The organism is Stenomitos frigidus ULC18, assembly GCF_003003795.1.
Taxonomy (GTDB): Bacteria; Cyanobacteriota; Cyanobacteriia; order Leptolyngbyales; family Leptolyngbyaceae; genus Stenomitos; species Stenomitos frigidus_A.
Genome location: NZ_PVWK01000124.1, coordinates 74,029 through 98,392, shown reverse-complemented (window position 1 = coordinate 98,392; position 24,364 = coordinate 74,029). Strand labels below are relative to the sequence as shown.

Annotated in this window: 19 protein-coding genes; 12 read left to right on the top strand and 7 right to left on the bottom strand. The window is 50.8% G+C overall.

The genetic code is table 11. The annotated features are described in order from the left end of the window. Positions 1 to 374: 374 nt before the first annotated feature. The 3 genes from C7B82_RS23265 to C7B82_RS23255 form a co-directional block, all read right to left on the bottom strand. Positions 375 to 1,886, bottom strand: coding sequence for a sensor histidine kinase (locus C7B82_RS23265; protein WP_219904655.1), 1,512 nt, complete (start codon positions 1,884 to 1,886; stop codon positions 375 to 377). Positions 1,887 to 1,906: 20 nt separating this feature from the next. Then, positions 1,907 to 2,359, bottom strand: a complete 453-nt coding sequence (locus C7B82_RS23260; RefSeq protein WP_245940058.1) for a response regulator — start codon at positions 2,357 to 2,359, stop codon at positions 1,907 to 1,909. 80 nt (positions 2,360 to 2,439) lie between these two features. Next, entirely contained in the window at positions 2,440 to 4,956 is a 2,517-nt protein-coding gene (locus C7B82_RS23255) for a PAS domain-containing protein (RefSeq protein WP_181357626.1), read from the bottom strand. An 836-nt stretch (positions 4,957 to 5,792) separates the two neighbouring features. On the opposite strand from C7B82_RS23255, the gene C7B82_RS23250 reads away from it, so the two are divergent. The 3 genes from C7B82_RS23250 (at position 5,793) to C7B82_RS23245 (ending at position 7,005) form a co-directional block, all read left to right on the top strand. Beyond that, the gene (locus tag C7B82_RS23250) at positions 5,793 to 6,173 is read left to right on the top strand and encodes a Mo-dependent nitrogenase C-terminal domain-containing protein (RefSeq protein WP_219904654.1); all 381 of its coding nucleotides are present in this window, start codon (positions 5,793 to 5,795) and stop codon (positions 6,171 to 6,173) included. Between the two features lie 119 nt (positions 6,174 to 6,292). Then, positions 6,293 to 6,439: a hypothetical protein gene (locus C7B82_RS32625; protein ID WP_181357625.1), complete on the top strand. Its 147-nt coding sequence runs from the start codon at positions 6,293 to 6,295 to the stop codon at positions 6,437 to 6,439. A gap of 44 nt (positions 6,440 to 6,483) precedes the next feature. Continuing rightward, complete coding sequence (locus C7B82_RS23245) at positions 6,484 to 7,005, top strand: hypothetical protein (protein WP_106258992.1); 522 nt, start codon at positions 6,484 to 6,486, stop codon at positions 7,003 to 7,005. Between the two features lie 82 nt (positions 7,006 to 7,087). On the opposite strand, the gene C7B82_RS23240 is transcribed toward C7B82_RS23245, so the two are convergent. After that, entirely contained in the window at positions 7,088 to 8,704 is a 1,617-nt protein-coding gene (locus C7B82_RS23240) for an NAD(P)/FAD-dependent oxidoreductase (protein ID WP_106258990.1), read from the bottom strand. A gap of 139 nt (positions 8,705 to 8,843) precedes the next feature. Beyond that, entirely contained in the window at positions 8,844 to 10,130 is a 1,287-nt protein-coding gene (gene ctpC, locus C7B82_RS23235) for a carboxyl-terminal processing protease CtpC (protein ID WP_106258989.1), read from the bottom strand. Between the two features lie 404 nt (positions 10,131 to 10,534). Between ctpC and C7B82_RS23230 the strand changes: the two genes are divergently transcribed. Together C7B82_RS23230 and C7B82_RS23225 are read left to right on the top strand one after the other, a co-directional pair. Beyond that, positions 10,535 to 10,693 (top strand): type II toxin-antitoxin system HicB family antitoxin, encoded by a 159-nt coding sequence (locus tag C7B82_RS23230; RefSeq protein WP_245940057.1) that lies wholly within the window; start codon positions 10,535 to 10,537, stop codon positions 10,691 to 10,693. Between the two features lie 89 nt (positions 10,694 to 10,782). Next, positions 10,783 to 11,010 carry a hypothetical protein gene (locus C7B82_RS23225; RefSeq protein WP_106258987.1) on the top strand — a complete coding sequence of 76 codons (228 nt, stop codon included), beginning with the start codon at positions 10,783 to 10,785 and terminating at the stop codon, positions 11,008 to 11,010. 157 nt (positions 11,011 to 11,167) lie between these two features. Here the strand turns inward: C7B82_RS23225 and C7B82_RS23220 are convergent, their stop codons facing one another. Next, positions 11,168 to 13,747 carry a DNA gyrase/topoisomerase IV subunit A gene (locus C7B82_RS23220; RefSeq protein WP_106258986.1) on the bottom strand — a complete coding sequence of 860 codons (2,580 nt, stop codon included), beginning with the start codon at positions 13,745 to 13,747 and terminating at the stop codon, positions 11,168 to 11,170. 164 nt (positions 13,748 to 13,911) lie between these two features. Between C7B82_RS23220 and C7B82_RS23215 the strand changes: the two genes are divergently transcribed. Together C7B82_RS23215 and C7B82_RS23210 are read left to right on the top strand one after the other, a co-directional pair. After that, positions 13,912 to 14,310, top strand: coding sequence for a response regulator (locus tag C7B82_RS23215; RefSeq protein ID WP_106258984.1), 399 nt, complete (start codon positions 13,912 to 13,914; stop codon positions 14,308 to 14,310). Positions 14,311 to 14,316: 6 nt separating this feature from the next. Continuing rightward, the gene (locus C7B82_RS23210; protein WP_106258983.1) at positions 14,317 to 14,724 is read left to right on the top strand and encodes a response regulator; all 408 of its coding nucleotides are present in this window, start codon (positions 14,317 to 14,319) and stop codon (positions 14,722 to 14,724) included. A gap of 520 nt (positions 14,725 to 15,244) precedes the next feature. Here C7B82_RS23210 and C7B82_RS23205 read toward each other — a convergent pair. After that, positions 15,245 to 16,915, bottom strand: a complete 1,671-nt coding sequence (locus C7B82_RS23205) for a hypothetical protein (protein WP_106258982.1) — start codon at positions 16,913 to 16,915, stop codon at positions 15,245 to 15,247. A gap of 960 nt (positions 16,916 to 17,875) precedes the next feature. Here C7B82_RS23205 and psaA point away from each other — a divergent pair. The 5 genes from psaA to C7B82_RS23180 all read left to right on the top strand — a co-directional run bounded on the left by psaA (position 17,876) and on the right by C7B82_RS23180 (position 24,325). Then, positions 17,876 to 20,131, top strand: coding sequence for a photosystem I core protein PsaA (gene psaA, locus C7B82_RS23200; protein ID WP_106258981.1), 2,256 nt, complete (start codon positions 17,876 to 17,878; stop codon positions 20,129 to 20,131). Between the two features lie 24 nt (positions 20,132 to 20,155). After that, positions 20,156 to 22,384, top strand: coding sequence for a photosystem I core protein PsaB (gene psaB, locus C7B82_RS23195; protein ID WP_106258979.1), 2,229 nt, complete (start codon positions 20,156 to 20,158; stop codon positions 22,382 to 22,384). Positions 22,385 to 22,492: 108 nt separating this feature from the next. Beyond that, positions 22,493 to 22,909, top strand: a complete 417-nt coding sequence (locus C7B82_RS23190) for a secondary thiamine-phosphate synthase enzyme YjbQ (RefSeq protein ID WP_106258978.1) — start codon at positions 22,493 to 22,495, stop codon at positions 22,907 to 22,909. A 107-nt stretch (positions 22,910 to 23,016) separates the two neighbouring features. Further along, positions 23,017 to 24,009, top strand: coding sequence for a hypothetical protein (locus C7B82_RS23185; RefSeq protein WP_106258976.1), 993 nt, complete (start codon positions 23,017 to 23,019; stop codon positions 24,007 to 24,009). Positions 24,010 to 24,031: 22 nt separating this feature from the next. After that, complete coding sequence (locus C7B82_RS23180; RefSeq protein WP_106258974.1) at positions 24,032 to 24,325, top strand: hypothetical protein; 294 nt, start codon at positions 24,032 to 24,034, stop codon at positions 24,323 to 24,325. Positions 24,326 to 24,364 lie beyond the last annotated feature (39 nt).

The following is a 24,364-nucleotide window of genomic DNA, read 5'->3' as shown; positions in this document are numbered from 1 at the left end:
GCTGCACCTCCAAATCGTTGAAATCGATACCTCCATCTAACTTTACATACCGGAGCTTTTCAAGCCTGATCTACTTAAATACACAGTAGTCCATCGATTATCGATCGGTAATTTATAGCTGTTGCCACAGAGCAGCGATGGGTCACTTACAGCTGTCGCCACAGACTGTCTGTAGAACATTGGGAGCAAAAGGGGTGTGGGGGCGTTGCCCCCAGCCAGGGAGCTCTACCCCTGCACCCCGTCCTAACCCAAATTGCTATTGCTCTCGTGTCTGAATAGGCACAGCTAAAACAGTGGCTGCCACGCAAGCAAGCTACTCTTTCAGCAACGCGCGATCGTCGCGATGTCTCGATTGGTTTTAACTGGCTTGTCATTCAGGAAGAGGTCGCCGCGCAGAATCTTGGCAGCATGATGGTAACCGTTGTGCCGATGCCTACGTCACTGCTGAGCTGAATCTGCCCCTGGTGTAACTCGACGCATTTTTTGACAATGGCTAAGCCTAGTCCTGTACCTTGAATTTTCCCGACATTGTTCGCACGGTAAAACGTTTCAAACAAGTGCTGCTGATCTTGCAGGGGAATGCCCATGCCTTCATCTTTAATTTGAAACTTGACACAATCGCTCTGGCAGTTCACGTCCAGCCAGACAGCACCCTGATCAGGAGAATACTTAATCGCATTTGAAAGCAAATTAGTGAGCATGTGGTGAATCAACGACTGATCCATTTCGCCTTGAATCGGTTCGTCTGAGCAGTGAAAGATAATTTTATGGTTGCTCTTAGTGGTCAGTTGTAAGGTCTCTATTAAGTCGTGGCAATACGTCGTTAATTCAAGGGGTGCAGGCTCATAATGCAAGCCACCAGCATCAACTTTACCCAGCAATAACACTTCATCTAAAAGATGTAGCATTGAGGCAATAGCAGCATAGATGCGCTCAAAATGCTGTGCGCGCTTTGCTTCAGTCAGCTTATGACTATATTTTTCCAGCAGTTCGGTAGCCATCCGAATGGTCGTTAAGGGTGTCCGAAACTCATGGGATGACATGGCGACAAAATCAGACTTGAGTTGGTTGAGCGCTTGTTGTTGTTCTAGCGTTTGGAGCATTTTTGCTTCGATCAGTTTGCGATCGCTGATATCACGACTTTCGGCAATCAGCAACACGACCTTATTGGTTTCGTCTTTTAACGGTTTAAGCGAGAAGTCAAGCCACCGCAGTTCCCCTTGAGTACTAAGTACCTGGATTTCATCACGCACTATTTGCCCCTGCGCGGCTGCCGCAATCGCGTTTTTCATCCATTGCTGGATGGGTTCAGCATAGCCCCAGCGTTCCGTCTCCCAGATCGGAGAATGCAGCAGCGCGTCCAACCGAGACGCCTCAACGTTGGCAAGTGCCTGATTCAGCTCCAGGACAATGCCATCCGGTGAAAGCAATACCATGAACTGAAAGGTCTGGTCGAAGACCGCGCGAAACCGGCATTCACTTGCTTTCAATTGTTTGAAGATCTGTGTTCGCTCGATCGCATAGCGAATTGCACGCGTTAGTAATTGAGTAGAAATTTGCCCTTTGACCAGGTAGTCTTGAGCCCCTTTGGCGACCGCTTGGATCGCCATTTCCGTATCGTCCCTGCCTGTGAGCACCACGATCGGTACATAGGGCGCAACGGTTTGCATTTGAGTAATGCCATCCAACCCATGGGAATCAGGAAGGGACAGATCGAGCAATACGACATCGACTGACTGCTGTTCCAAGCATTGGAGCGCCTTACCTAACCTTTCTACATGTATGAATTGCCATGCTTTACTGAAGCTGTCTGTTGACAGGCTCTCGATCAACAGGTCAGCATCTGCCGAATTATCTTCAACAAGTAGAATAGTGAGGCGCATCATTGAGGGCAAATGGTGAGCGTTTAAACTGATGTGGGAGGCAGGCGAACGGCAGCAAACCAGAAATCAGCAATCAGTTTAACAACTTTAGTAAATTGCTCAAAGTCAACGGGTTTAGTGATGTAAGCGTTGGCGTGCAGTTGGTAGCTCCGCAAAATATCTTCCTCAGCGGCAGAGGTTGTGAGGACAACGACAGGAATCGTTCGCAGTTCAGGGCTAGACTTAATCTCCGCGAAAACTTCCCGTCCATTTTTCTTAGGCAGATTGAGATCCAACAAGATCAGGTCGGGGCGCGGCGCATCCCCATAACTCCCTCTTCTAGAAAGAAAGTCTAACGCTTCGACTCCATCTTCGACCACATAAATGCGGTTAAGCACTTTGCTGTTATTGAATGTTTCGATCGTCAGCTCAGCATCGCTGGGAGAATCTTCAACCAGTAAAATCTCTATGGCAGATAGGTTTTGCAGATTAGACACTGAACTTCTTCCCCTATATATAGTAAGCACATTGGTTGAAGCCATGTAGCGTTATCAAATAATATTCTTTCTAAACAAAACTAGTATCTGTCATTGGGCAGTACTGGCAAAGTAAACCAGAACGTGGCTCCATTCCTTAACTGCGATTCCACCCAAATGCGTCCGTGGTGACGCTCAATAATCTTTTTACAAATGGCTAAGCCTAAGCCTGTACCGTCATATTCGCGGCGCGTGTGGAGACGTTGGAAAATCTCAAAGATGCGCTCCGCGTACTGGGGTTCGATGCCAATGCCGTTGTCTTGGATGGAGAACACCCATTCTGCCACCTGCTGTCTTGCAGAAACGCTGACAACAAGTGGTGCTTGCCCACGGTATTTGAGCGCATTGCCAATCAGGTTTTCAAACACCTGCGCTACTTGAGCAGTATCGGCAAAGATAGTGGGTAATGGATCAACGATAATCTCGGCCTGGCTTTCAGCGATCGCTACCTGTAAATCTTTCCTCACTTGCTCAAGGACGACGGTGCAGTCAGTGGGTTGCTGCTTTAACTCATATCTGCCGACCCGTGAGTAAGCGAGCAGATCTTGAATGAGCTGCTGCATCCGGGCGGCCCCATCCACCACGTAATCGATGTATTTGTCAGCTTTGGCATCAATTTGCCCTTGATAGCGCTTGGCAAACAGTTGTGTATAGCTGGTAATCGCACGCAGCGGTTCTTGCAAATCGTGGGAGGCAACGTAGGCAAATTGTTCTAGTTCCTGGTTCGATCGCTGGAGATCAAGCGCCAGTTGCTGTAAGGCTTGTTCTGATTGTTTGCGATCGGTAATGTCATAGTTAATGCCAATCATCTGCTTTAGCTCACCCTGTTCGTCACGCTCCACCAGTGCGTAGGCTTTGATGAACCGGATGGTGCCATTGGGATGAACGACCCGAAACTCAGGATCGTAGTCTTTTTCTCCTGCCAAAGCTTGTTGAATTGCCGCTTCAGCATAAGGGCGATCGTCTAGATGTAAGCTGCTCGCCCAGGCGTCATAGACGCTGGTGAACTGGTTGGGCGTAATGCCATACAGTTCATACATCCGGTCATCCCAGGTAAGGATGTTTTCTGTAACGTTCCAATCCCAGATCGCTATCGCGCCAGACTTGACTGCCAGCGTCAGGCGATCGGACAGATGCCGCAGTTGAGCTTCGGTTTGCTTCCGATCGGTGATATCCAAGGCTGTGCCCAGCAACTTCACAACTTCGCCATGATGATTGCGCACAGCCTCCCCTCGAACAAAGACCCACCCGACTGAGCCATCTGCACGCGAGAATTGCAACTCTAGGTCATAGGGGCTGCCCAGTATCACTACCTGCTGAACTGCGCGTTCCAATTTGTGGCGAGACTCAGGAGCGAAGCTTTGTAAATGCTCGGCGTAGTCTGGTTCACCCTGGTTAACATCGAGTCCAAAAAGCCGAAACAGTTCCTCTGACCAGATAATGTCCTGGGTCGCCAAATCAAGTTCCCAGTTGCCTAAATGCGCGATTCGCTGTGCCTCTCGTAAACTAGCTTCACTAGCTTGTAATTTAGCTGTGCGCTCCTGTACCCTCGTCTCTAACTCCTGATTAAGCTGTTGCAATGTGGCTTCGGTACGACGGCGTTCAGCCAACTCATGCTGCAACTGGCGATACAGCTCTGCATGCTGAATCGCGATCGCGATCTGCACTGCCACTTGATTCAATAGGTCAGTCTCAAACGGTTGCCACTGACGAGTAGCAGAGCATTGATGGACGACCAGCAAGCCCCACAGTTGAGGCAAGGCAGACGCTGAGTTTTGATCAGTGATCAGCAGCGGTACCACCAGATTGGCTTTGACCTGAAACCGCTCCAATAATTGAATGTGACAGTCGGTCAAACCAGCATCGTAAATGTTGTCGATCGCCTGCGTCCTGCCCAGCCGATAGTCGCCCAAAAGCTCGCGGAAACAGGTATCTTCAATCTGGACATTGAGGCTAACCAGCCATTGTGGCAACACGGCTTCTGCCACAATTTGACCACTCATATCGGATGCAAATTGATAAATCACAACTCGATCGGCTTTCAGAAATTGCTGAACCGCTGCAACACTGGTGTCAAGAATCGTGTGCAGCGTCAGCGATTGGCGAATGCGTAGAGCGATCGCGTTGAGTATTTGCTGCTGTTGCTGCTGCTGAAGCCGTTGTTGGAGTTGCCACTGCTCGATCGCATAATCAAGCGCTTTACAAAGTCCATCAGCGGTCAGGTGCCCTTTGATCAGATAGTCTTGAGCGCCACGTTTAATCGCTTGAGCGGCGATCGTCTCATTCCCCTGACCGGTCAACATCAAAACTGGAACGCGCCGCCCTTCCTGCTGCATGCAAGCGAGAAACTCCAGTCCATCCATGCCGGGCAGCGAATAGTCCAGCAAGATCAGATCTGGAAGCACATGCTGGTAGAGGTCTAATCCCACTGCCGCCGAGCCCGCTTCTAAAATCTGATAGTCGTGAACAGAACCACGCTGCAAGTAGCGACAGTACATGGCTCGATCTTCAGCGGAATCGTCAATCAGCAAAACCGTGCGTCGCGTTTTTGTCGGCATCGCCATCCTCTGGTTGAGCAGTCCTCTTTCACTAGCAAACGGTGCTGCACTTGCCATACACTCTCAGCACAATGTCCTTGTGCGATCCATTCTGAGCGCGCTGACGGCAGAGTCGCACGTCTATTTATCTTAATTCGGGTAAGCCTGCAGTGAGAGATTCCTTGTGAGTAAGGGATATTTCAGGCAAGGACAGAATAAGGGCTGAAACAGTTACTCCGTAGGGATAACAAGGGTGATGGCACTAATAAGGCTAGTTCTACTAATGTTGCAGCCTGCAAGCCGAGCGGGGTCTTTTGATGCCTCAGATTACAGTGCTGCGACCCGACTGTTCTCATAGTTCTCTAGCTGCCATTCGTCTCATGGCTTGCGAACAGATCCTATCCCTCCTCTTTGTTAGAGGCATTCTTACGTAGCCAAGGCGCTTTACGGGTGTCACTGAGAAAGATGTAGCAAGATGTAACAATTTCCTGATTCGATTAATAAATGTTGCAGCCTTTTGATCTGATTGTTAACTTGTGCATGGGTTGAAACCCACGATCCGTTCCACCAATGGAGGTGCATATGTTGCTTTTAACAACGATTCTACTGACTGGCTGGCTCTTAGCGTCCACACTCGGTACCTGGGCATACCTGGCGGGTGAGCGCTAAATGAAGCAATGGCGGCAGGAGAGATTAGGACTGAGTAAAAGCGCCTGTTCCAGGCGCTTTCTCCAAGACTCAGCCATGCAACAAGTCCGCAACTGGAAGCGTCCTCAACCTTAACAGGATGCGCCTAAGTTCGCTTGATGTGCTTGTTTCCTGTGTTGCCTTGATGTTCTATTCAACGTAAATGAGGCATGACTCTGTTTTCAATCGCTCGCTTAACGACTCACTACTCTCAAGACGATCGCGGCATGGAAGTTGCTTCCGAGCCAGCGTTACGTTCCTCTACGGGCAGTTACCCAGAAGCACCGATGCGTTTCGCACCACTGCAACCGATTCGTCAGTGGTTGGCAAACATTGAACTGGGCGATCGCAAAACAGCACGATCGCTCTGTGTTATCATCCCGGCTCAATGCCCCTTTGAGCGTACGGTGCAGCTTTTTGGTCGCACACTGCTTGCAATTCCACCGCTCTGTAAACTCAACCCTTTCTATGATGAATTGGTTGCACTCCGCTTCCGCGCCCTCTGCTACTTAGCAGATGTCTGTGGCGAGGATGTTTCTCCCTTTTGTTAAGCGCTCTCACGTGAGTCCGTCCGATAGGAAGATCACCCCAACTGGTACGATTGCAGCGATTGATCGTGCCAGTCTTCAGTCATTGTGCTAAACCCTAGCCCCCAATGGTCGTCTTCTCAATGACAGGTCTTCCTATCGTCGTACTCACTGCGATTCCACTTCATGGCCGCCTGCAAGTGTATGGCGTGCGTTACTTCTTCACCTTCTGTATCAACGCCGTCTATATCAATGCGATCGTGCGTCCATTCGGTCAGCAGTCACCTTAAGCAGGCGGACAATGTTCTTCTAGCCAGTCTCATGAGGGTATGCCATGCAGTTCTCGTTTTCTGATGCTAGTGCTGTACGGGTTGTTGAACCAACAGTGCCTACGCGCAGCGGAAAGGTCACGGTAGCGGCACACAAACAGTCGCTGCACGCGATCGCCAGTAAGGTGAGCTTAGAACATCGTGCTCAAAATCAAGCTGATCAAAATCAAGCTGATCAAAATCAAGCTGATCAAAATCAAGCTGATCAAAATCAAGCTGATCAAAATCAAGCTGATCAAAATCAAGCTGATCAAAATCAAGCTGATCAAAATCAAGCTGATCAAACCTCCCTATCAGAGTTGCCTCCAGCAGAGCCATTAACTGTAGTCAAACAGACCATTGACGACCTGGAAGCACAGGGATTGCTCATGTTGTTCGATCGACACGATCAAGTAGCAAAGCGTCTCACTGATGATTTAATCTCAGCGGGCGTTCTGCCAGAGAATCTGGCGATCGATCAACTAGTCGAAACCCACCTTCAAGACTTAGAGCCAGCCTTTGACTCCGAACAAGGGGAATGGGCGTAACGCTTTCACCTGTTGATGCAGCTTGATCCGATTAATCCCATAGGGGCATGGCAGTGCCATGCCCCTGCTTCAGTTAATGATGCTAAAGCTTGCAAGCAGCAGCTTCCATCAAACTTAAGGCAACGGCCTCAGCGACTTTAATCCCATCTACGCCCGCAGAAAGTATCCCTCCCGCATAACCAGCCCCTTCGCCTGCCGGGTACAGTCCTTTTGTATTGATACTTTGGTAGTCATCGCCGCGCTTAATGCAAATGGGTGACGATGTGCGCGTTTCTACACCTGTAAGAACGGCGTCATGCATGGCAAACCCTTTGATCTGTTGGTCGAAAGCAGGAATCGCTTCACGAATGGCCGCGATCGCATAGTCTGGCAGGCTGGAACTCAAATCACACAAATGCACCCCTGGTTTGTAGGATGGCTTGACGGTGCCCAACTGGGTCGATGGTTGTTGTGCTAGAAAATCCCCGATTAGTTGACCCGGTGCTTCATAGGTGCCACCACCCAGCTCAAAGGCTCGTGCTTCTAAACTTCGCTGCAAGTCGATTCCCGCTAAGGGGCTACCAGGATAGTCCTCTGGCGTGATGCCTACGACAATGCCACTGTTGGCATTTTTGCCACTGCGCTCATACTGACTCATGCCGTTCGTGACCACTCGCCCAAGTTCTGACGTGGCGGCAACAACCTGTCCGCCTGGGCACATGCAAAAGCTATAGACTGATCGCCCATTCGAGCAATGGTGAACCAGTTGATAATCAGCCGCGCCCAACATCGGATGCCCCGCCTGTGATCCCAGACGAAACTCATTAATTAACGTTTGTGGATGCTCGACCCGGAAGCCGATCGAAAACGGCTTGGGTTCAATATAAACGCCTTGCCGATGCAGCATCTCAAAGGTATCGCGGGCGCTGTGTCCGATCGCCACAACGACATGATCACTGCGGATATAGTCTCCATTTGCAAGCATGACACCCCGCACTTGCCCATTTTCAATGTCGATCGTGTCTACTCGACTTTGAAAGCGAATTTCGCCGCCCAAAGACTCGATCGTGTGACGCATGTTCTCGACAATCTTGACCAGCCGATAAGTACCGATGTGGGGTTTGTTGATGTAAAGAATTTCGGGAGCAGCACCCGCATTGACCAGCTCTGTAAGGACTTTGCGTCCCTGCCGATTGGCATCTTTGATCCGGCTATACAGCTTGCCGTCTGAAAAGGTACCCGCTCCACCTTCCCCAAATTGAGCGTTGGACTCTGGGTTGAATTTGCGTTTGCTCCAAAACCCGAAGGTATCGACCGAGCGATCGTGTACGGCTTTGCCCCGCTCTAAAATCAACGGGCAAAATCCCATTTGTGCCAGCAGCAGCCCTGCAAACATACCGCAAGGTCCGTTACCGACGATGATGGGGCGTGCCTCCAGTCCAGACGGCACTTTAGCCACATAGCGGTAAGTCGTGTCCGGGGTGGGCACCACATGCGGATCTTTTTTGAACTGCTGAAGCAATTGTGCTTGTTTCGGCGTTTCGATATCCAGAACATAGACGAACGAAACGGCACCTCGCTTACGCGCGTCATAGCTGCGCTTAAAGATGGTGTAGCGCCGTAAAGACTCTGGAGCCAGACGCAGTTTTTTGAGGATAGCGGACTGGAGGTCTGCTTCGGTGTGCTCTAGTGGGAGCTTGATTTCAGTGAGGCGTAGCATGGGTTGTAACCATGAACCAGTTCCATACGTTGGGTAGTGTTTCGGATCTGTTGTTCCGATCCGTAGGGACGTTACATGTAACGTCCCTACGGATGGTCAACCTACACATTTGGAGCGCTATCCGTTGCGTCGGCCCGCTTTAGGACTTGGGTGCAGTGGGCTGTTGGGCTTTAATGCGTTGGGTCAAGATTTCAAGGGCTTTAGCATACTGCAAATCAGCAGGAGTACCAATTTTGTCCCGATCTTTACTCAGGGCTTGTCGTTGGTCGTCAGACAGCTTTATTTCCACATCTGGATCAATGCCGTGCTTGTTGATGTCGCGGCCGTTGGGCGTCAGATATTTGGCGATCGTCACGGCTAAGCCAGAACCATCACCTAGCCCACGCACAGACTGTACTAAGCCTTTACCAAAGGTTTTGGTACCAACCAACGTAGCTCGTTTATTATCCTGCAAGGCACCCGAAAGAATTTCGCTGGCACTGGCAGAACCACCATCGACCAGTACAACCAGAGGCTTATCGGTCAGTGAGCGGTTATTTGCCCGTTCCCGATCTTGTTCGCCTTGTCGATCGACGGTGGAAACGATCGCACCATCCTTCAGCCACATCCGAGCAATTTCAATGCTGGTAAAGAGTAGCCCACCGGGATTAGAACGCAGGTCGAGAATGTAGCCGCTGACGTTTTGCTTTTCTAACTTCTGGATGGCATTCTTCATCTCAGCCGGTGCGTTGGCGCTGAACTGCACCAGACGGATGTAGCCTACGCCGCCTTGCATTTCGTCTTTGCGGTAGCTCGAACGAACCGGATGGATCTCGATTTTTGCCCGTTTCAGCTGATACTCCATCTGTTTGTCGCCCCGCTGAATTGTCAGCTTGACGCTAGTGCCAGGCGTGCCTCGAATCAGTGACACCGCTTTGTTAAGCTCCATACCTTCGGCACTTTGGCCATCAATTTGAATAATGATGTCTTTTGACAAAATGCCTGCCGCAAACGCAGGCGAGTCTTCGATCGGCGCAATAACAGTTAGCTTTTTGGTTTTTTCATCGGCTGTAAGCTGAATACCAACTCCAGTCAGCTCGCCGGAGGTATCAATTTGCATATTCTTGAACTCTTGCGGGTCCATAAAGCGAGTGTAAGGATCGCCCAATTTCTTGAGCATTTCTCTCACTGCTTTATATGCCTCTTCTTTACTGGCATAGGGCTTGTTCAAATATTCGGTGCGGGTCGCTTTCCAATCAACTTTGTTGAACGTGCCATCAACATAGGTGCGATCGATAATTTGCCACACTTCATCGACTAATCCCTTTGGGCTTTCTTGAAAGAAAGCTTGCCCTTGAGAGAGGTGAATGCCAGCTCCGGTAATGGTGACTGCACTAACTGCGATCGCTGTTGAAGCGAGAACAAGCCCACGTTTCGTGACTGCCATAAGACTGAGCTAAGGAGAGACTGCAAAAGATTACGCTCAATCTAGCACAGCCGCTCGTGACTAAGAGAACCCAGCAACCAGAGACAAAATTCTTTACTGGAACTGACTTGGGAACCGAGAAATGGTGTTACAACCTTTGTTAAATCGATAAGCACAGCCTATCAATATGGGTATCGGGTGCCGGGTGTGGTTTATGCGAGTGAAAGCGGCTGTAAAAACCGCTTTTCTAAAGCCAGTCGCCTATGGCTCTACTTCAGGGAGTTGCGGTATGGAGGTCAAAGATGTGATTAAACCTTAGCGACAGGTACTCTAAGAAGTATCTGGAAGCAGGCTCACCTGGAGGATGAACTCTAATGCGCTATGCAGTTGTGATCGAAAAAGCAGCGGCAAATTATTCGGCTTAAGTGCCTGATTTACCGGGCTATATTGCAGTAGGAGACACGCTGGAAGAAACTGAACAGATAATTCGGGAGGCGATCGCCTTTCATCTTGAAGGGATGCAGTTAAATCACGAAGTGATTCCTGAACCGTCGAGCTTGTGTCAATACATTGAGGTGTGTTGAGGATTGAGGGGTGTTGAGGGAAATGGGTTGAGAAGTGCATCGGGCGATCGCCTATCATCACTTCTACTACAACTAAAAAATGAACCATTATGTGGCTTGTAACGATTTACTGTTCGGCTGAGAGCTGGCGCAAAGAGGCGACTGCCTTCAATGCAATCATGGCGAACTATGCGGTGAAACCACTGTCTACGAAGAAGATGAAAGATGATGAGCGGCGTATTATGACCTTTCAGGTGGAAGATGTGGGTGATGCGGAAGCATTTCAAGATGAATGCATGACGCTGGACGGTTTTACTGCACAGTTTGAAGCCATGTAGGTAGCCACAAATCACTGTATACAGAACTGCGTCAAGCGGCACACGAGGCGTTAACGTAATGGGCTCCACGAGCGAAGTTGAAGCCAATAAGCTGTACAAGTAGTCAGAATCGTCTGACCCTCCTGACTCCTGGCATCGGACTGCTGGCTTCGGACTTCTATCCGTCCTCATCTTCAGAGTCAGCAACGGGAAATTTGGGGATGGTAAGGCTGGCAATGCGCTCGTCAGAATCGAGCTTAAGAGGCCGATCGCCCAGCTCATCCCGACCTTTGAGTGGTACTGCATTGCCGGCCAGTCTCGCCATCCGATTAGCGCTCGTCAACAGCGTGATCGCTGTCTCTGGAGCCACTGCAACCATCCCAGCAAGGGCATCGGTTTTGCTAGTGAATTTGAATGATTGCGTACCGAGGTCGCCAGCCGTAGAAAGACGCAGGGTATCGATCGCTAAGCGCTTGGCATACCCTTGCTCTGACATCAGAAGAAGATCGTCGCCTTGATAGATCAGCGTATACCCAACCAATCTTTCTTGCTTCCGTAACCGAATCGCGAGATTGCCCTGTGCGGCTCGGCTCAGTGGAGGTAGCTGTTCATCATTCACTGCTAGACGCAACAGGCGTCCACCCGCAGTCGCCAAGACAAGCTGATCGCCCACTTCGGTCAGGCTGACGAACGCTAATTGGTCATCTTGCTTTAACTTCAGCACCGTCAGCCCTCGCCCTGTTAACTCTCCCAATTCGGAAGCAGGCAACCGTTTAATGCGTCCTTGCTGTGTCACCAACAGCAGATCAATACCATCTAAACTATCAGGCAACACAAAACAACCGACAACTGAGGCTGGATCACTCTGCGCCGAGGGCGGTAGTAGCGTCACCAAGGGCGTTCCGCGTGACTTTCCTGACACATGCGGCACATCCTTAACGCTGAGGGGATAGGCCTTACCACTGCGAGTGAAGACAACCAATGTTTGGCTGGTCGTTGCAAATTCCGTTTGAGCGACAAAGTCATCGCTGTCTTCTAGCACCTGAGTTGGTTTCTCTACAGCTTTACTTTGGCTACGTTGAAACGCTTTGGGTGCCAGTCGGCGGATGTAGCCACGTTGAGTGAGTTCGACGACGGTTTCTTCTTCGGCTTCATGAACGGGGCTATCAGTCAGTGATTGGCTGTTAACGGTGAGCGGCTGTTGATCAAGCATCAGTTGTTCGCCGATTTCTAGCTGCTGATTCCTGACTCCTGACTCCTGGCGCCTGGCGCCGGACTCTTGACTTCTCCCAGCAATAATCTTCGTCCGTCGGGGATCGGCATACTTTTTCTTGAGCCCTCGTAGATCACGTTTGAGGACTTTGAGCAGTTCCCGCCGATCGCTCAACAAGCGTTGAAGATCCTGCATTTGCGCCGTTAAGGTATCAAATTCGGTTTGCAAGCTTTGCCGTTCTGTCCCGATCAGGCGTCGTAGGGGCATGGCAAGAATGGCATCCGCCTGACGATCGCTCAGGTCTAGTCGTTCCTGAAACTGCATCTTTGCAGTGCTACCATCCGGTGCATGACGCAGAATGTCAATCACCAGATCCAAATTAGTGAGTGCTATGAGCAGCCCTTCGACAATATGAAGGCGCGTTTCTGCCTGCCCCAGTTCGTGACGATAGCGGCGGGTTAGCGTCTCTTCTCGAAAGTTCAAAAACTGCTGAAGTAACTCTCGCAACGGCATCTGTCGAGGTTGCCCATCGGCCAATGCCAGCATGATCGTGCCGAAGTTGGACTGCAACGCCGTTTGACGGTAGAGATTGGTCAGAATTTTCTGGGGATTGACATCCCGACGGAGCTCGATAACGACTCGAATCCCATCGCGATCGCTTTCATCCCGCAGATCCGCAATGCCCTCTAACCGTCCCAGATTGACCAGTTCTGCCATCTTTTCGATCCAGGCGGCTTTATTCACCTGGTAAGGCAACTCGGTGACCACCAGCGCGGTTCGTCGATGCCGTCCGCGCCCAATCTGGAGTTCTTCTACCTGAGCAATACCCCGTACAGAAATGCTGCCTCTCCCTGTGGTGTAGGCTTCCTGAATACCATCCGTGCCAATAATTTCGCCGCCTGTGGGAAAGTCTGGCCCAGGGATAAGTTCAAACAGTTTGGCATCGGGCAGGTTCGGGTGATCAATCAGGGCGATTAAACCATCCACCACTTCCCCTAAATTGTGGGGTGGAATATTGGTTGCCATGCCAACCGCAATGCCCGAACTGCCGTTCAGCAGCAGGACAGGAAGCTGCGCCGGTAGAACTGTGGGTTCCTGCTGGGAATTGTCAAAATTACCGACAAAATCAACGGTTGCCTCACCAATTTCGGTCAGGAGTGCTTCGTTGCCGATCGGTGCCAGACGAGTTTCCGTGTATCGCATGGCAGCAGGTGGATCGTTATCGACCGAACCAAAATTGCCATGACCACCCAGCAACGGGTAGCGGCTCGAAAAATCCTGCACCAGTCGCACCAGCGCATCGTAAACCGCCTGATCACCGTGGGGATGGTATTTACCCAGTACATCCCCGACAACGCGAGCGCATTTGCGATACGGGCGATCGGGAGTGAGACCGAGTTCATGCATTGCGTACAAAATCCGCCGATGCACAGGCTTAAGGCCATCACGCACATCTGGTAGGGCGCGTCCCACGATGACGCTCATGGCATATTCCAGGTAGGACTGCTGCATCTCTGTATGCAGGGCAGTGGTAATTACAGCCATGAGCTTGGTTCCTTAAGCGTTGATTTCATAGAAGGTTTGTAGCATGTGCAGCAAGACGTTTACGATGGGGGCAAGCCCTAAAGCCCCTGTCTCCATTTCACAGTAAAAGCGACACGGATTATGAGCCTGCTCTTTCGTCTGGGTCACGTTCCAAGGAAAACATCATGAAAACCGTTTTGATTGTTGAGGACGATCTGATTAACGCACGGGTCTTCTCGAAGATCTTGACGAAGCGGGGTGGTTTGGCAGTAAAGCATACGGAGAACGTGGAAGAAGTCATGCAGATTGCCCATGCTCAGGAAGCCGATATCATCCTGATGGATGTTTCCTTGTCGCGCAGTGTTTATTTGGGCAAAGCCGTCGATGGCATTAAGATCACTCAGATGTTGAAAGCAGACCCCAGCACTGCCAGTTTGCCCATCATTTTGGTGACTGCACATGCGATGGAAGGCGATCGCGAGAGTTTTTTGAAGCAGAGTGGTGCTGATGCCTATATTTCTAAGCCTGTAGTCGATCATCAGGCATTTGTTGATCAAGTGATGGCGCTGCTGCCAACAGGTTAGAAACTGATGACGAAAACTGTGCTGCTGGTTGAGGATGATTTGGGCAACGTGCGGGTCTTTTCGCGCTATCTGACCCGTCTGGGCGGTTTGACGGTGAAGCATACCGAAAATGCAGAAGAGGTCATGCAAATTGCTAAGGCGGGTGAGGCAGACTTGATTTTGATGGATGTGTCGCTGTCTCGCAGTCTGTATCAGGGCAAAGCCGTGGATGGGATTAAGCTGACCCAACTGCTGAAAAGCGATCCCAGTACGGCTTCTTTGCCCATCATTCTGGTGACGGCCCATGCCATGATTGGCGACAAGGAAAACTCCCTTCAGCAAAGTGGTGCCGATGGCTACATTTCTAAACCCGTAGTAGACTATCGGGCCTTTGTAGACCAGGTGATCGCCTTGTTGCCAATAGAGGAGGAGTAGCGACACAGAGAACATAACAATCTTGAGACGCTGGTGAAAACATGAGTGTAGTTAACTGTTGTGCCGCGATCGTGCAGGAAAGCGGCTCCAGATCACCAACAGCGGCAACTCTGCTCCTCAGCCTACCCCAACCACTTCCATCTATGCATGCGCTAAACGTCGGATGCGAGTAGAGTTGAACCGTTCCTCCGCACACTACAAGTACATAGTAAGTACATAAGTACTATACTATATCGTCTTCCAAGCAAATAACCGTTACGACGAATGGATCAACATGATTAGGCTCCATGCAGAGGGTGCACCATATTCACAAGCGCGTGAAATCCCGAGGCGGCGATCGACGGTGACGCTTCCAAGAGTCCAAGAGCGTTGAGTGTTTGCACCTCCTCAAGCGACCTTATAGTCCTTAATATAGGAGTCAATTTAAAATTGATAGAGTAAATTGACAGAGTGCTAGCGATCGATCGATGGCTCGAAAGAGGTTGACGACGGCTCATGCGGAGGCGTTGCCGACGAGGTGTCAGTCGTTTTCCGGTGGCACTGATGGTAAAAAGGTTGGGGGAGTAGCTGGAGAAAGCTGAGTCGGTTCCGTTACTGGCAACGGTTGAGCACGATCGCCATCTTCTGTTGGCACAGCACCAGAGTCTGGCGCGATCGCATTCTTTTGCGGCAGATACTGGCTGAAGCGCTGCCGAAGTTGACGCAAGCGCTCTTGCCCGCTCGTAGCATTTGATTCTGCCTTTTTAGGTTCCCGTAAGGTCGACTCGTCATCCGGGATCACAGGTTGCCGTTCCGTTTCTGCCGGGGCTGCTGGTGGTGCGATTGTACTGGGAGGCTCTGTATCCTCTGGGGGCGTAGCGGTTGCCGATGGGATGGGTGACGGCTCAGGAGTAGGCAACTCAGGAATCGGTACAACCAGTTCTAGAGTCGGCTCAGGAGTAGGTCTGGTAGACGGTTCCGGGAACGGCGGCGCGATCGGACTGGTGCGATCGGGAACGCTGAAACTCGGCCCTAGTTCCGGTTGAGGGGTCTCTAAGGAACTCGGCGAGGGTTCTGGCAAGATTTCTGGTGAGGGTTCAACCGTAGGAGTGGGGGTTGGGGGGACATAATTAGGGTCAACGATGCCACGTACATCTGCGGCAGACAAATCGCCTCGCACCAACTTAGCTAGGGTATCGTCTCCGTTCGGTTGGTAATCGACAATGCGTACCGTATTGTTGAAGACGTTCTGCACAGGGTTGCCTTTATCATCCAGATATTCCAGCTGTACCCAGTTTTTACCGGGCTTGAAGCCTTTGAGATAGAGCGGTTGCCAGCGATCGATGACAAAACTATCGCCATTCACCGTGCAGCGGATGCGCCAGTCGGCAATATCATCCGTTGCGTCTGCCTGAGCAACCAGATGAAGGGGAGCATTCGTCAGGTAAAAATCCAGCAAAATTGGCTCTGCGCCATAGGTTCCTTGTGGCCGGCTATAGGTCAACAGCGGCAATTCAGGGTTGGGGCTATTGTCTTGAGTTTTGGTTAAAACATGAAAGGTCGTCTGCACGAAGGCACCTTCATTTTTGAAGCTTTCGTGCCAGGGACGAGACGCAAACGCACGGATGGTGTGGGTTCCAGGCTCTAGATCGTTAAAGATTAAAGGTTGACTGGTGTCATAGACGGCTTGATAACTATGGTTGTCTAGCAGGACATGCAGATGAGGCCCCAAGCCAAACGTTTCATTCTTAAAGATGGGTAGGTCTTTGACCAAAAAGCGAACCGATACTGTGTTGTCTGCAAGGACTTCATTTTTGCGAGGGCTGAGAATCGTCACCTGCGGCTGGTAGTTGTCTAACGCCTGTCGTAGCTCTTGAAGGGCGATCGGTGGTGAGGCTTCTGCAATCTTTCCTTTAGTCTTGATGCTGGTTTGAGCAGAGTCTACCTTTCGCTGCCAATTAAAAGCAGCCTGTGCAGCGTCATCTGCGCTCCCCCAACTCGCCATGACAACCAGCATTAATACGAAGACAACGATGGTCTTGGCTACGGCCTGCAAACGATTCATTCCCAACACAAAACCCACTCCTAAAAGCTGCCCATAGGGAACTATAGCGGAAAAGACCAAGCCTCCCGTGCAAAGTTTCGTCGCTAAAAAGGGTTGGCTAGCGCTTGCTTGAGTTGTCTCGGTGCTACTCAGCAGGGGAGTGAGCACCTGCCATCTTACCGCCGCCAGCGATCGTCGCCATACAAACGCCGCCTGGCGCTAACACAGTCTTTGCATGGTCGTTAGCCGACACAGGTACTTTTCGAAGACATCTCATAAAGCAAGTATCAGGTACTTTCTAAGGAACACGAATTTAATCACTCCGGATTTCCCGTAGGGGCGCACGGCCTGTCAATTTGATTTAATCCACAATCTTGAGATTTCCAAGCAAAAAATTACCGCTGGATAAGACAGGCTTTGCCAGAGCTTTGCCCTCTAGCCGTCAACCTTGCGATCAAAACTGCTCCTATGGAGCCTTTGTCTACCAGAGATCTCCTCAGCACTACAACGTCAATAACACTGAACTGTTTAAAAAGACCTTATTGTACGATTCTCTCTGACAGTTCTCAATGAACTATTGCCAGGAGAAAGAAATGATACGACTCCGAAAATAGCAGGTCGGGATCACTCAATCTATAGATTTGAATGACTTCTGTTCATAGGGTTAGTTCAATCCTTTATTTGCGTTCAGAGTCGCGCTTACAAGGATTATGTATATAGATTTCGTATGATTTAGTTTTGTGAACGCAATGACTGCGAGGCTTGACTTTTTCGTTTCGCTCAGATTTGCAACCTCGCCTATAGCTGCACTCAGAGGAGTTTGAATTATTGTTAATTGCGTCCAGGTTCGGCGTAACACGAGTCATATAATGACACGATGAGAACCCCTACCAGGCCAGTTGTATTGTCAGAAGGAGCCTTCATGGTTCTAATGGCGATCTTTATTCCGTTCTTTGAACTGCGATCGCTGATTGCAGTTTCGTGCCGTCTAGTGAGTTTGGGATTCATATCTTGTTTCCCAATCGCCCCTGATGGCTGCTCACCTGAGCAACAGACTGTTTTCAAGCGTCAGGGCAGTGTCTGGCAGGGGGGATTCCTCGTTCCTTGTCTAGAGAGAGGAGAGTCTCAATGACAATTACTCCACGGGAGCGCGAAGCGAAAGCAAGGATTGTGGTTGATAAAGATCCGGTTCCGACTTCTTTTGAGAAGTGGTCGCAGCCTGGTCATTTTGACCGCACCCTGGCTAGAGGTCCCAAAACCACCACATGGATTTGGAATCTTCACGCAAACGCCCACGATTTTGATAGCCATACTAGTGACTTAGAAGACGTATCTCGTAAAATTTTCAGTGCTCACTTCGGCCATCTTGCCGTTGTGTTCATCTGGCTTAGCGGCATGTATTTTCATGGCGCTAAGTTTTCAAACTACGAGGCTTGGTTGACCAACCCGACTGGCATCAAGCCCAGTGCTCAAGTGGTTTGGCCGATTTTCGGACAAGAAATTTTGAATGCAGATGTGGGTGGCGGTTTCCACGGCATCCAAATTACATCTGGCTTTTTCTACCTGTGGCGGGCGTCTGGCTTCACCAACAGCTTCCAGCTTTACTGCACCGCGATCGGCGGTCTGGTCATGGCAGGTCTGATGCTGTTTGCGGGCTGGTTCCACTACCACAAGCGGGCACCCAAGCTGGAATGGTTCCAGAATGTGGAGTCGATGCTGAACCACCACCTATCTGGTTTGTTTGGTCTCGGTTCGTTGGGTTGGGCCGGTCACCAGATACACGTTTCGTTGCCCATCAACAAGCTGCTGGATGCAGGGGTTGCTCCAAAAGACATTCCCTTGCCCCACGAGTTCATCTTGAACTCAAAGCTGATGGCGGATTTATATCCCAGTTTTGCTAAGGGCTTAACTCCCTTTTTCACCCTGAATTGGGCAGAATATTCTGATTTTCTGACCTTTAAAGGTGGCTTGAATCCGGTGACAGGTGGTCTGTGGCTGTCAGATACAGCACATCACCATTTGGCGATCGCGGTTCTGTTCATCATTGCAGGGCATCAGTACCGCACCAACTGGGGTATTGGGCACAGCATCAAGGAAATTCTGGAAGCACATAAAGGTCCTTTTACTGGCGAAGGTCATAAAGGTCTGTATGAAGTGCTGACGACTTCCTGGCATGCGCAACTCGCGATCAATCTAGCAATGGTTGGCTCTTTGAGCATCATCGTTGCTCAGCATATGTACGCGATGCCTCCTTATCCTTATATGGCAACGGACTATGCGACTCAGTTGTCTCTGTTCACTCACCACATGTGGCTTGGTGGCTTCTTCATCGTTGGTGGAGCGGCTCACGGTGCCATCTTTATGGTGCGCGACTACGATCCGGTCGTGAATCAGAACAATCTGCTCGATCGTATGCTTCGTCACCGGGATGCGATTATTTCGCACCTGAACTGGGTTTCAATCTTCCTGGGCTTCCATAGCTTTGGTCTGTACGTGCATAACGACACGATGCGGGCACTGGGTCGTCCTCAAGATATGTTCTCGGATACGGCGATTCAGCTACGTCCGGTGTTTGCACAGTGGATTCAGAATCTGCATACCTTAGCGCCTGGCACCACGGCTCCAAATGCACTGGCTCCGGCTAGCTATGTGTTTGGTGGTGAAACGGTTGCCATTGCTGGCAAGGTGGCGATCGCGCCTATTGCTCTCGGCACGGCAGACTTCCTGGTGCACCATATCCATGCGTTCACCATCCATGTCACAGTGCTGATTCTGCTGAAAGGCGTACTGTACGCTCGTAGCTCTCGTCTGATTCCAGACAAGGCGAACCTGGGCTTCCGCTTCCCTTGCGACGGTCCTGGACGCGGCGGCACCTGCCAGGTTTCTGGTTGGGATCACGTTTTCCTCGGTCTGTTCTGGATGTACAACTCACTATCGATCGTGATTTTCCACTTCAGTTGGAAGATGCAGTCGGATGTGTGGGGGACGGTCAATCCAGATGGAACGGTGGCTCACATTACGGGCGGTAACTTTGCTCAGAGTGCGATTACCATTAACGGTTGGTTGCGCGACTTCCTCTGGGCACAAGCAACGCAGGTAATCACCTCCTACGGTTCGGCGCTTTCGGCTTACGGCTTACTCTTCCTGGGTGCGCACTTTGTGTGGGCATTCAGCTTGATGTTCCTGTTTAGCGGTCGCGGCTACTGGCAAGAGTTGATCGAATCGATTGTTTGGGCGCACAATAAGCTGAAGGTTGCCCCGGCAATTCAGCCCCGCGCACTGAGCATCATTCAGGGTCGGGCTGTGGGGGTAGCACACTATCTCCTGGGCGGAATTGTCACCACGTGGGCATTCTTCCTGGCTCGTACACTGGCACTTGGATAAGCGCGAGGAGAACGAAGTAGAACTATGGCGACTAAATTTCCCAAATTTAGCCAAGACCTCGCTCAAGATCCGACAACACGTCGGATTTGGTACGGGATCGCCACTGCCCACGACTTTGAAAGCCACGACGGGATGACGGAAGAGAATCTTTACCAAAAGATTTTCGCCTCTCATTTCGGTCACCTGGCAATCATTTTCCTGTGGACATCTGGTCTCCTATTCCACGTAGCGTGGCAAGGCAACTTTGAACAGTGGATCAAAGATCCGCTGAACATCCGTCCCATCGCCCACGCGATTTGGGACCCTCAATTCGGTCAACCAGCGGTCGATGCCTTCACGCAGGGTGGGGTAAACTATCCGGTTGATGTTTCCTACTCCGGTGTTTACCAGTGGTGGTTTACGCAGGGGATGCGAACCAATGGCGAACTCTACGCGGGTTCGATCTTTCTCCTGATCCTGTCGGCTGTCTTCCTCTTTGCAGGTTGGCTGCATTTGCAACCCAAGTTTCGCCCCTCGCTGGCTTGGTTTAAGAATGCTGAATCACGACTCAATCACCACCTGGCTGGTCTGTTCGGCGTTAGTTCGCTGGCTTGGGCAGGTCACTTGATTCATGTGGCCATCCCCGAAGCTCGCGGACAGCACGTAGGCTGGGATAACTTCCTGTCTACTCCGCCACATCCAGCCGGTTTGGCTCCCTTCTTCAGTGGCAACTGGGGCGTGTATGCTGAAAACCCCGACACTCCTGGGCATGTGTTTGGCACATCTCAAGGTGCTGGTACGGCGATTCTCACCTTCCTGGGTGGTTTCCATCCACAGACCGAATCGCTTTGGTTGACAGATATGGCGCACCACCATCTGGCGATCGCTGTCCTGTTCATTGTTGCTGGTCACATGTACCGTACCAACTTTGGTATCGGTCATAGCATCAAAGAAATGCTGGACGCAAAGTCTGGTCTCTTTGGCTCTATGACTGAAGGTCAGTTCAATCTGCCTCACCAGGGTCTGTACGAAACCTACAACAACTCCCTGCACTTCCAGTTGGGTATCCACCTGGCTGCATTGGGCGTGATTACGTCTCTGGTCGCGCAGCACATGTATGCGCTGCCACCCTACGCCTTCCTGGCGAAGGACTTCACGACGCAGGCTGCACTGTATACCCATCACCAGTACATTGCTGGGTTCCTGATGGTTGGTGCGTTTGCTCACGGAGCCATCTTCTGGGTACGAGATTACGACCCAGATCAGAACAAAGGCAACGTGTTGGATCGCGTCTTGCAGCATAAAGAAGCCATCATCTCTCACCTGAGCTGGGTTTCGCTGTTCCTCGGCTTCCACACTCTGGGTCTGTACGTTCACAACGATGTGGTAGTTGCTTTTGGCACACCTGAGAAGCAAATTCTGATTGAGCCTGTGTTTGCACAGTTCATTCAGGCGTCTCACGGTAAAGTGCTGTATGGCATGGGTACGCTGTTGTCGAACCCAGACAGTATCGCGACCACTGCTTGGCCCAACTACGGTAACGTCTGGTTGCCCGGTTGGTTGGATGCCATTAACAGCGGCACGAACTCCTTGTTCCTTACCATTGGTCCTGGCGATTTCTTGGTTCACCATGCGATCGCTCTGGGTCTGCACACCACCACCCTGATCTTGGTCAAGGGTGCGCTGGATGCACGGGGTTCTAAGCTGATGCCGGACAAAAAAGACTTCGGCTATGCGTTTCCTTGCGATGGTCCTGGACGGGGCGGCACTTGTGACATCTCGGCGTGGGATTCGTTCTACCTGGCGATGTTCTGGATGCTGAACACGATCGGCTGGGTCACGTTCTACTGGCACTGGAAGCATCTTGCAGTCTGGTCTGGCAACGTGTCTCAGTTCAACGAAAGCTCGACCTATCTGATGGGTTGGCTACGTGATTACCTCTGGCTGTACTCCGGTGCGACCATCAACGGGTACAACCCGTATGGCATGAATAACCTGTCCGTCTGGTCCTGGATGTTCCTCTTTGGACACCTGGTGTGGGCAACGGGCTTCATGTTCTTGATCTCCTGGAGAGGCTACTGGCAAGAGCTGATCGAAACATTGGTTTGGGCACATGAGCGCACCCCTCTGGCGAACCTGGTTCGCTGGAAAGATAAGCCCGTTGCGCTCTCGATCGTCCAGGCTCGTGTGGTTGGTCTAGCTCACTTCACAGTTGGCTACATCCTTACCTACGCCGCTTTCCTGATCTCTGCAACAGCCGCAAAATTCGGCTAGCGCACGTCCAGTAACATTGGTCTGTAAGGCACTCTAACAAAAGTCCCTCGCTATCATAGTGGGGGACTTTTGCTTAAGAAGAACCTCTCACTCCTCTCACCTCACCTTATGCATCAACACCAGCAGGTACTTAAGCTCTCAACAACAGGCAAATCGCTCTGCCGGATCACACAAAAGGTACAAGTGATCGTAGCCGAATCGCAGATTGAAACGGGTCTATGCACCTTGTTTCTGCGTCACACCTCTGCCAGCCTCTTGATTCAGGAAAATGCTGATCCGGACGTGTTGAAAGATTTAGAGCACTTCCTGTCTAAGTTGGTGCCTGAAGGGGCGCACTACATCCACAGTACGGAAGGACCCGACGATATGCCTGCCCACATTCGTACAGCACTGACCAGCACTTCTGAGCAAATTCCAATCACTAATGGACGTTTGGCTCTGGGCATCTGGCAAGGCATTTATGTGTGGGAGCATCGGCAAAACGGTCATATGCGTGAGTTAGTCGTTCATCTTATGGGTAGCTAATCTAGTTTGCTGGTAGCAGCAGGCTTTGCTACTTTTAAGCTGAAGTTGATTTTTCTCCTACAATCAATTACTACTGTTGCGTCGCAATCTCTTTCCCAAAACATGAAATGAAGCGTTTCCAAAACTCCTTGCTTGCCTATTGTCTCGTCGTTGGTAGTGGTCTGCTGACAGGCTGCAACGTGGAGAAAGCGCGGGCAATTCAGGGAGCAGCGACTCAGTTCAAAGCAGAGTCGCTCTTGGCGATTCAGGCGATCGACGACATGCGGAAACAAGAACTCGAGCCACCACCCCGATCGACCGTTGAAGTCCGTAGTGATTTTGTCACTGGTATTTTGAACTCGCGTAGTGACATTAATGCTGCTTTGATTGATCTGGCGATCGATCCCTTTAAACCACCTGATGATCCTCAATGGAAGACATTCACAGCTGATCTGCGCAACCAATACGAAAACTTTGCCGCCATTTTTGACAAGCTGGATGCAGGCAATTTGCTGGCAGTGGATGATGTTCGCCAATCAGCAGAGCATGCCAAAACCCTTACGGTACAAATGGCGCTGTTTGCCGATGCGGTCAGCAAAAACCCGCCAGTGCTCTACCGCTACCGGAATGCGATCGTGGTCAAACTGCGTAAGCAGCGCCAAGCGTATCAGACGCTCCAAGCGCAAGTTAAAACGAGCTACGGTTCGGTAGAGGCCAGTCCGCAAGCATCACGCGACAAGCTACGCGACATCGAAAATCAGGTGGGTGAGGTGATGGCCGAGTGGCAGCAGGTAAAGCTACAAGAACAAAAATTGTTGGAAACAACGCTTGCCCAATGCTTAAAAGCAGCAATACTCGGCAAAGAATTAGGGCAATTAGTGAATCGCTACGACAAGCTAGAACTCAACGACATCAACCTACTAGTACCCCGCATTCTCAATACAGCAGCAGCAATTAGTGGACGTGATTTTGGGTTTCTGAGCGCCAAAACAGCGAGCGTGATTGGTGAAATCAAGCAAGACCCGCTATGGCAAGGTGCAGCGACGTTAGCACTCGATCAAGTCAACACTGCCGTGGCGAATCGCCGGAAAACCACGTCAGCGATCACGGTAAAGAAATAAACCTCACTCAAGTGGCTTGGCTATGACTGACAGCAATACTCTCTTTCTACAAACAGCGTCTGCTGTAATGAACGAGCTTGATATTCGATATATGGAAGCTGACTTAGACGGCAAAATGCAGCTTAAGGACGATCTAGACAAAGCGATGATGACCTTTTCTGAAATTCGCTGTCGCCTTCTAGAAAGCGAAGTCATTTGTACCCCTGAGGACGTGGCACAGATGCAGCATCTGCGACAAGAGGTCAACAAGGCCGGCACCGTGCAGTCAGTACTATCAACAATGGTGCGCTTGACTAGATTTTTTGCCCGCTTGTAAGCACGTTGTCGATCGCACCGCTTAAGGCACTCATAGGGT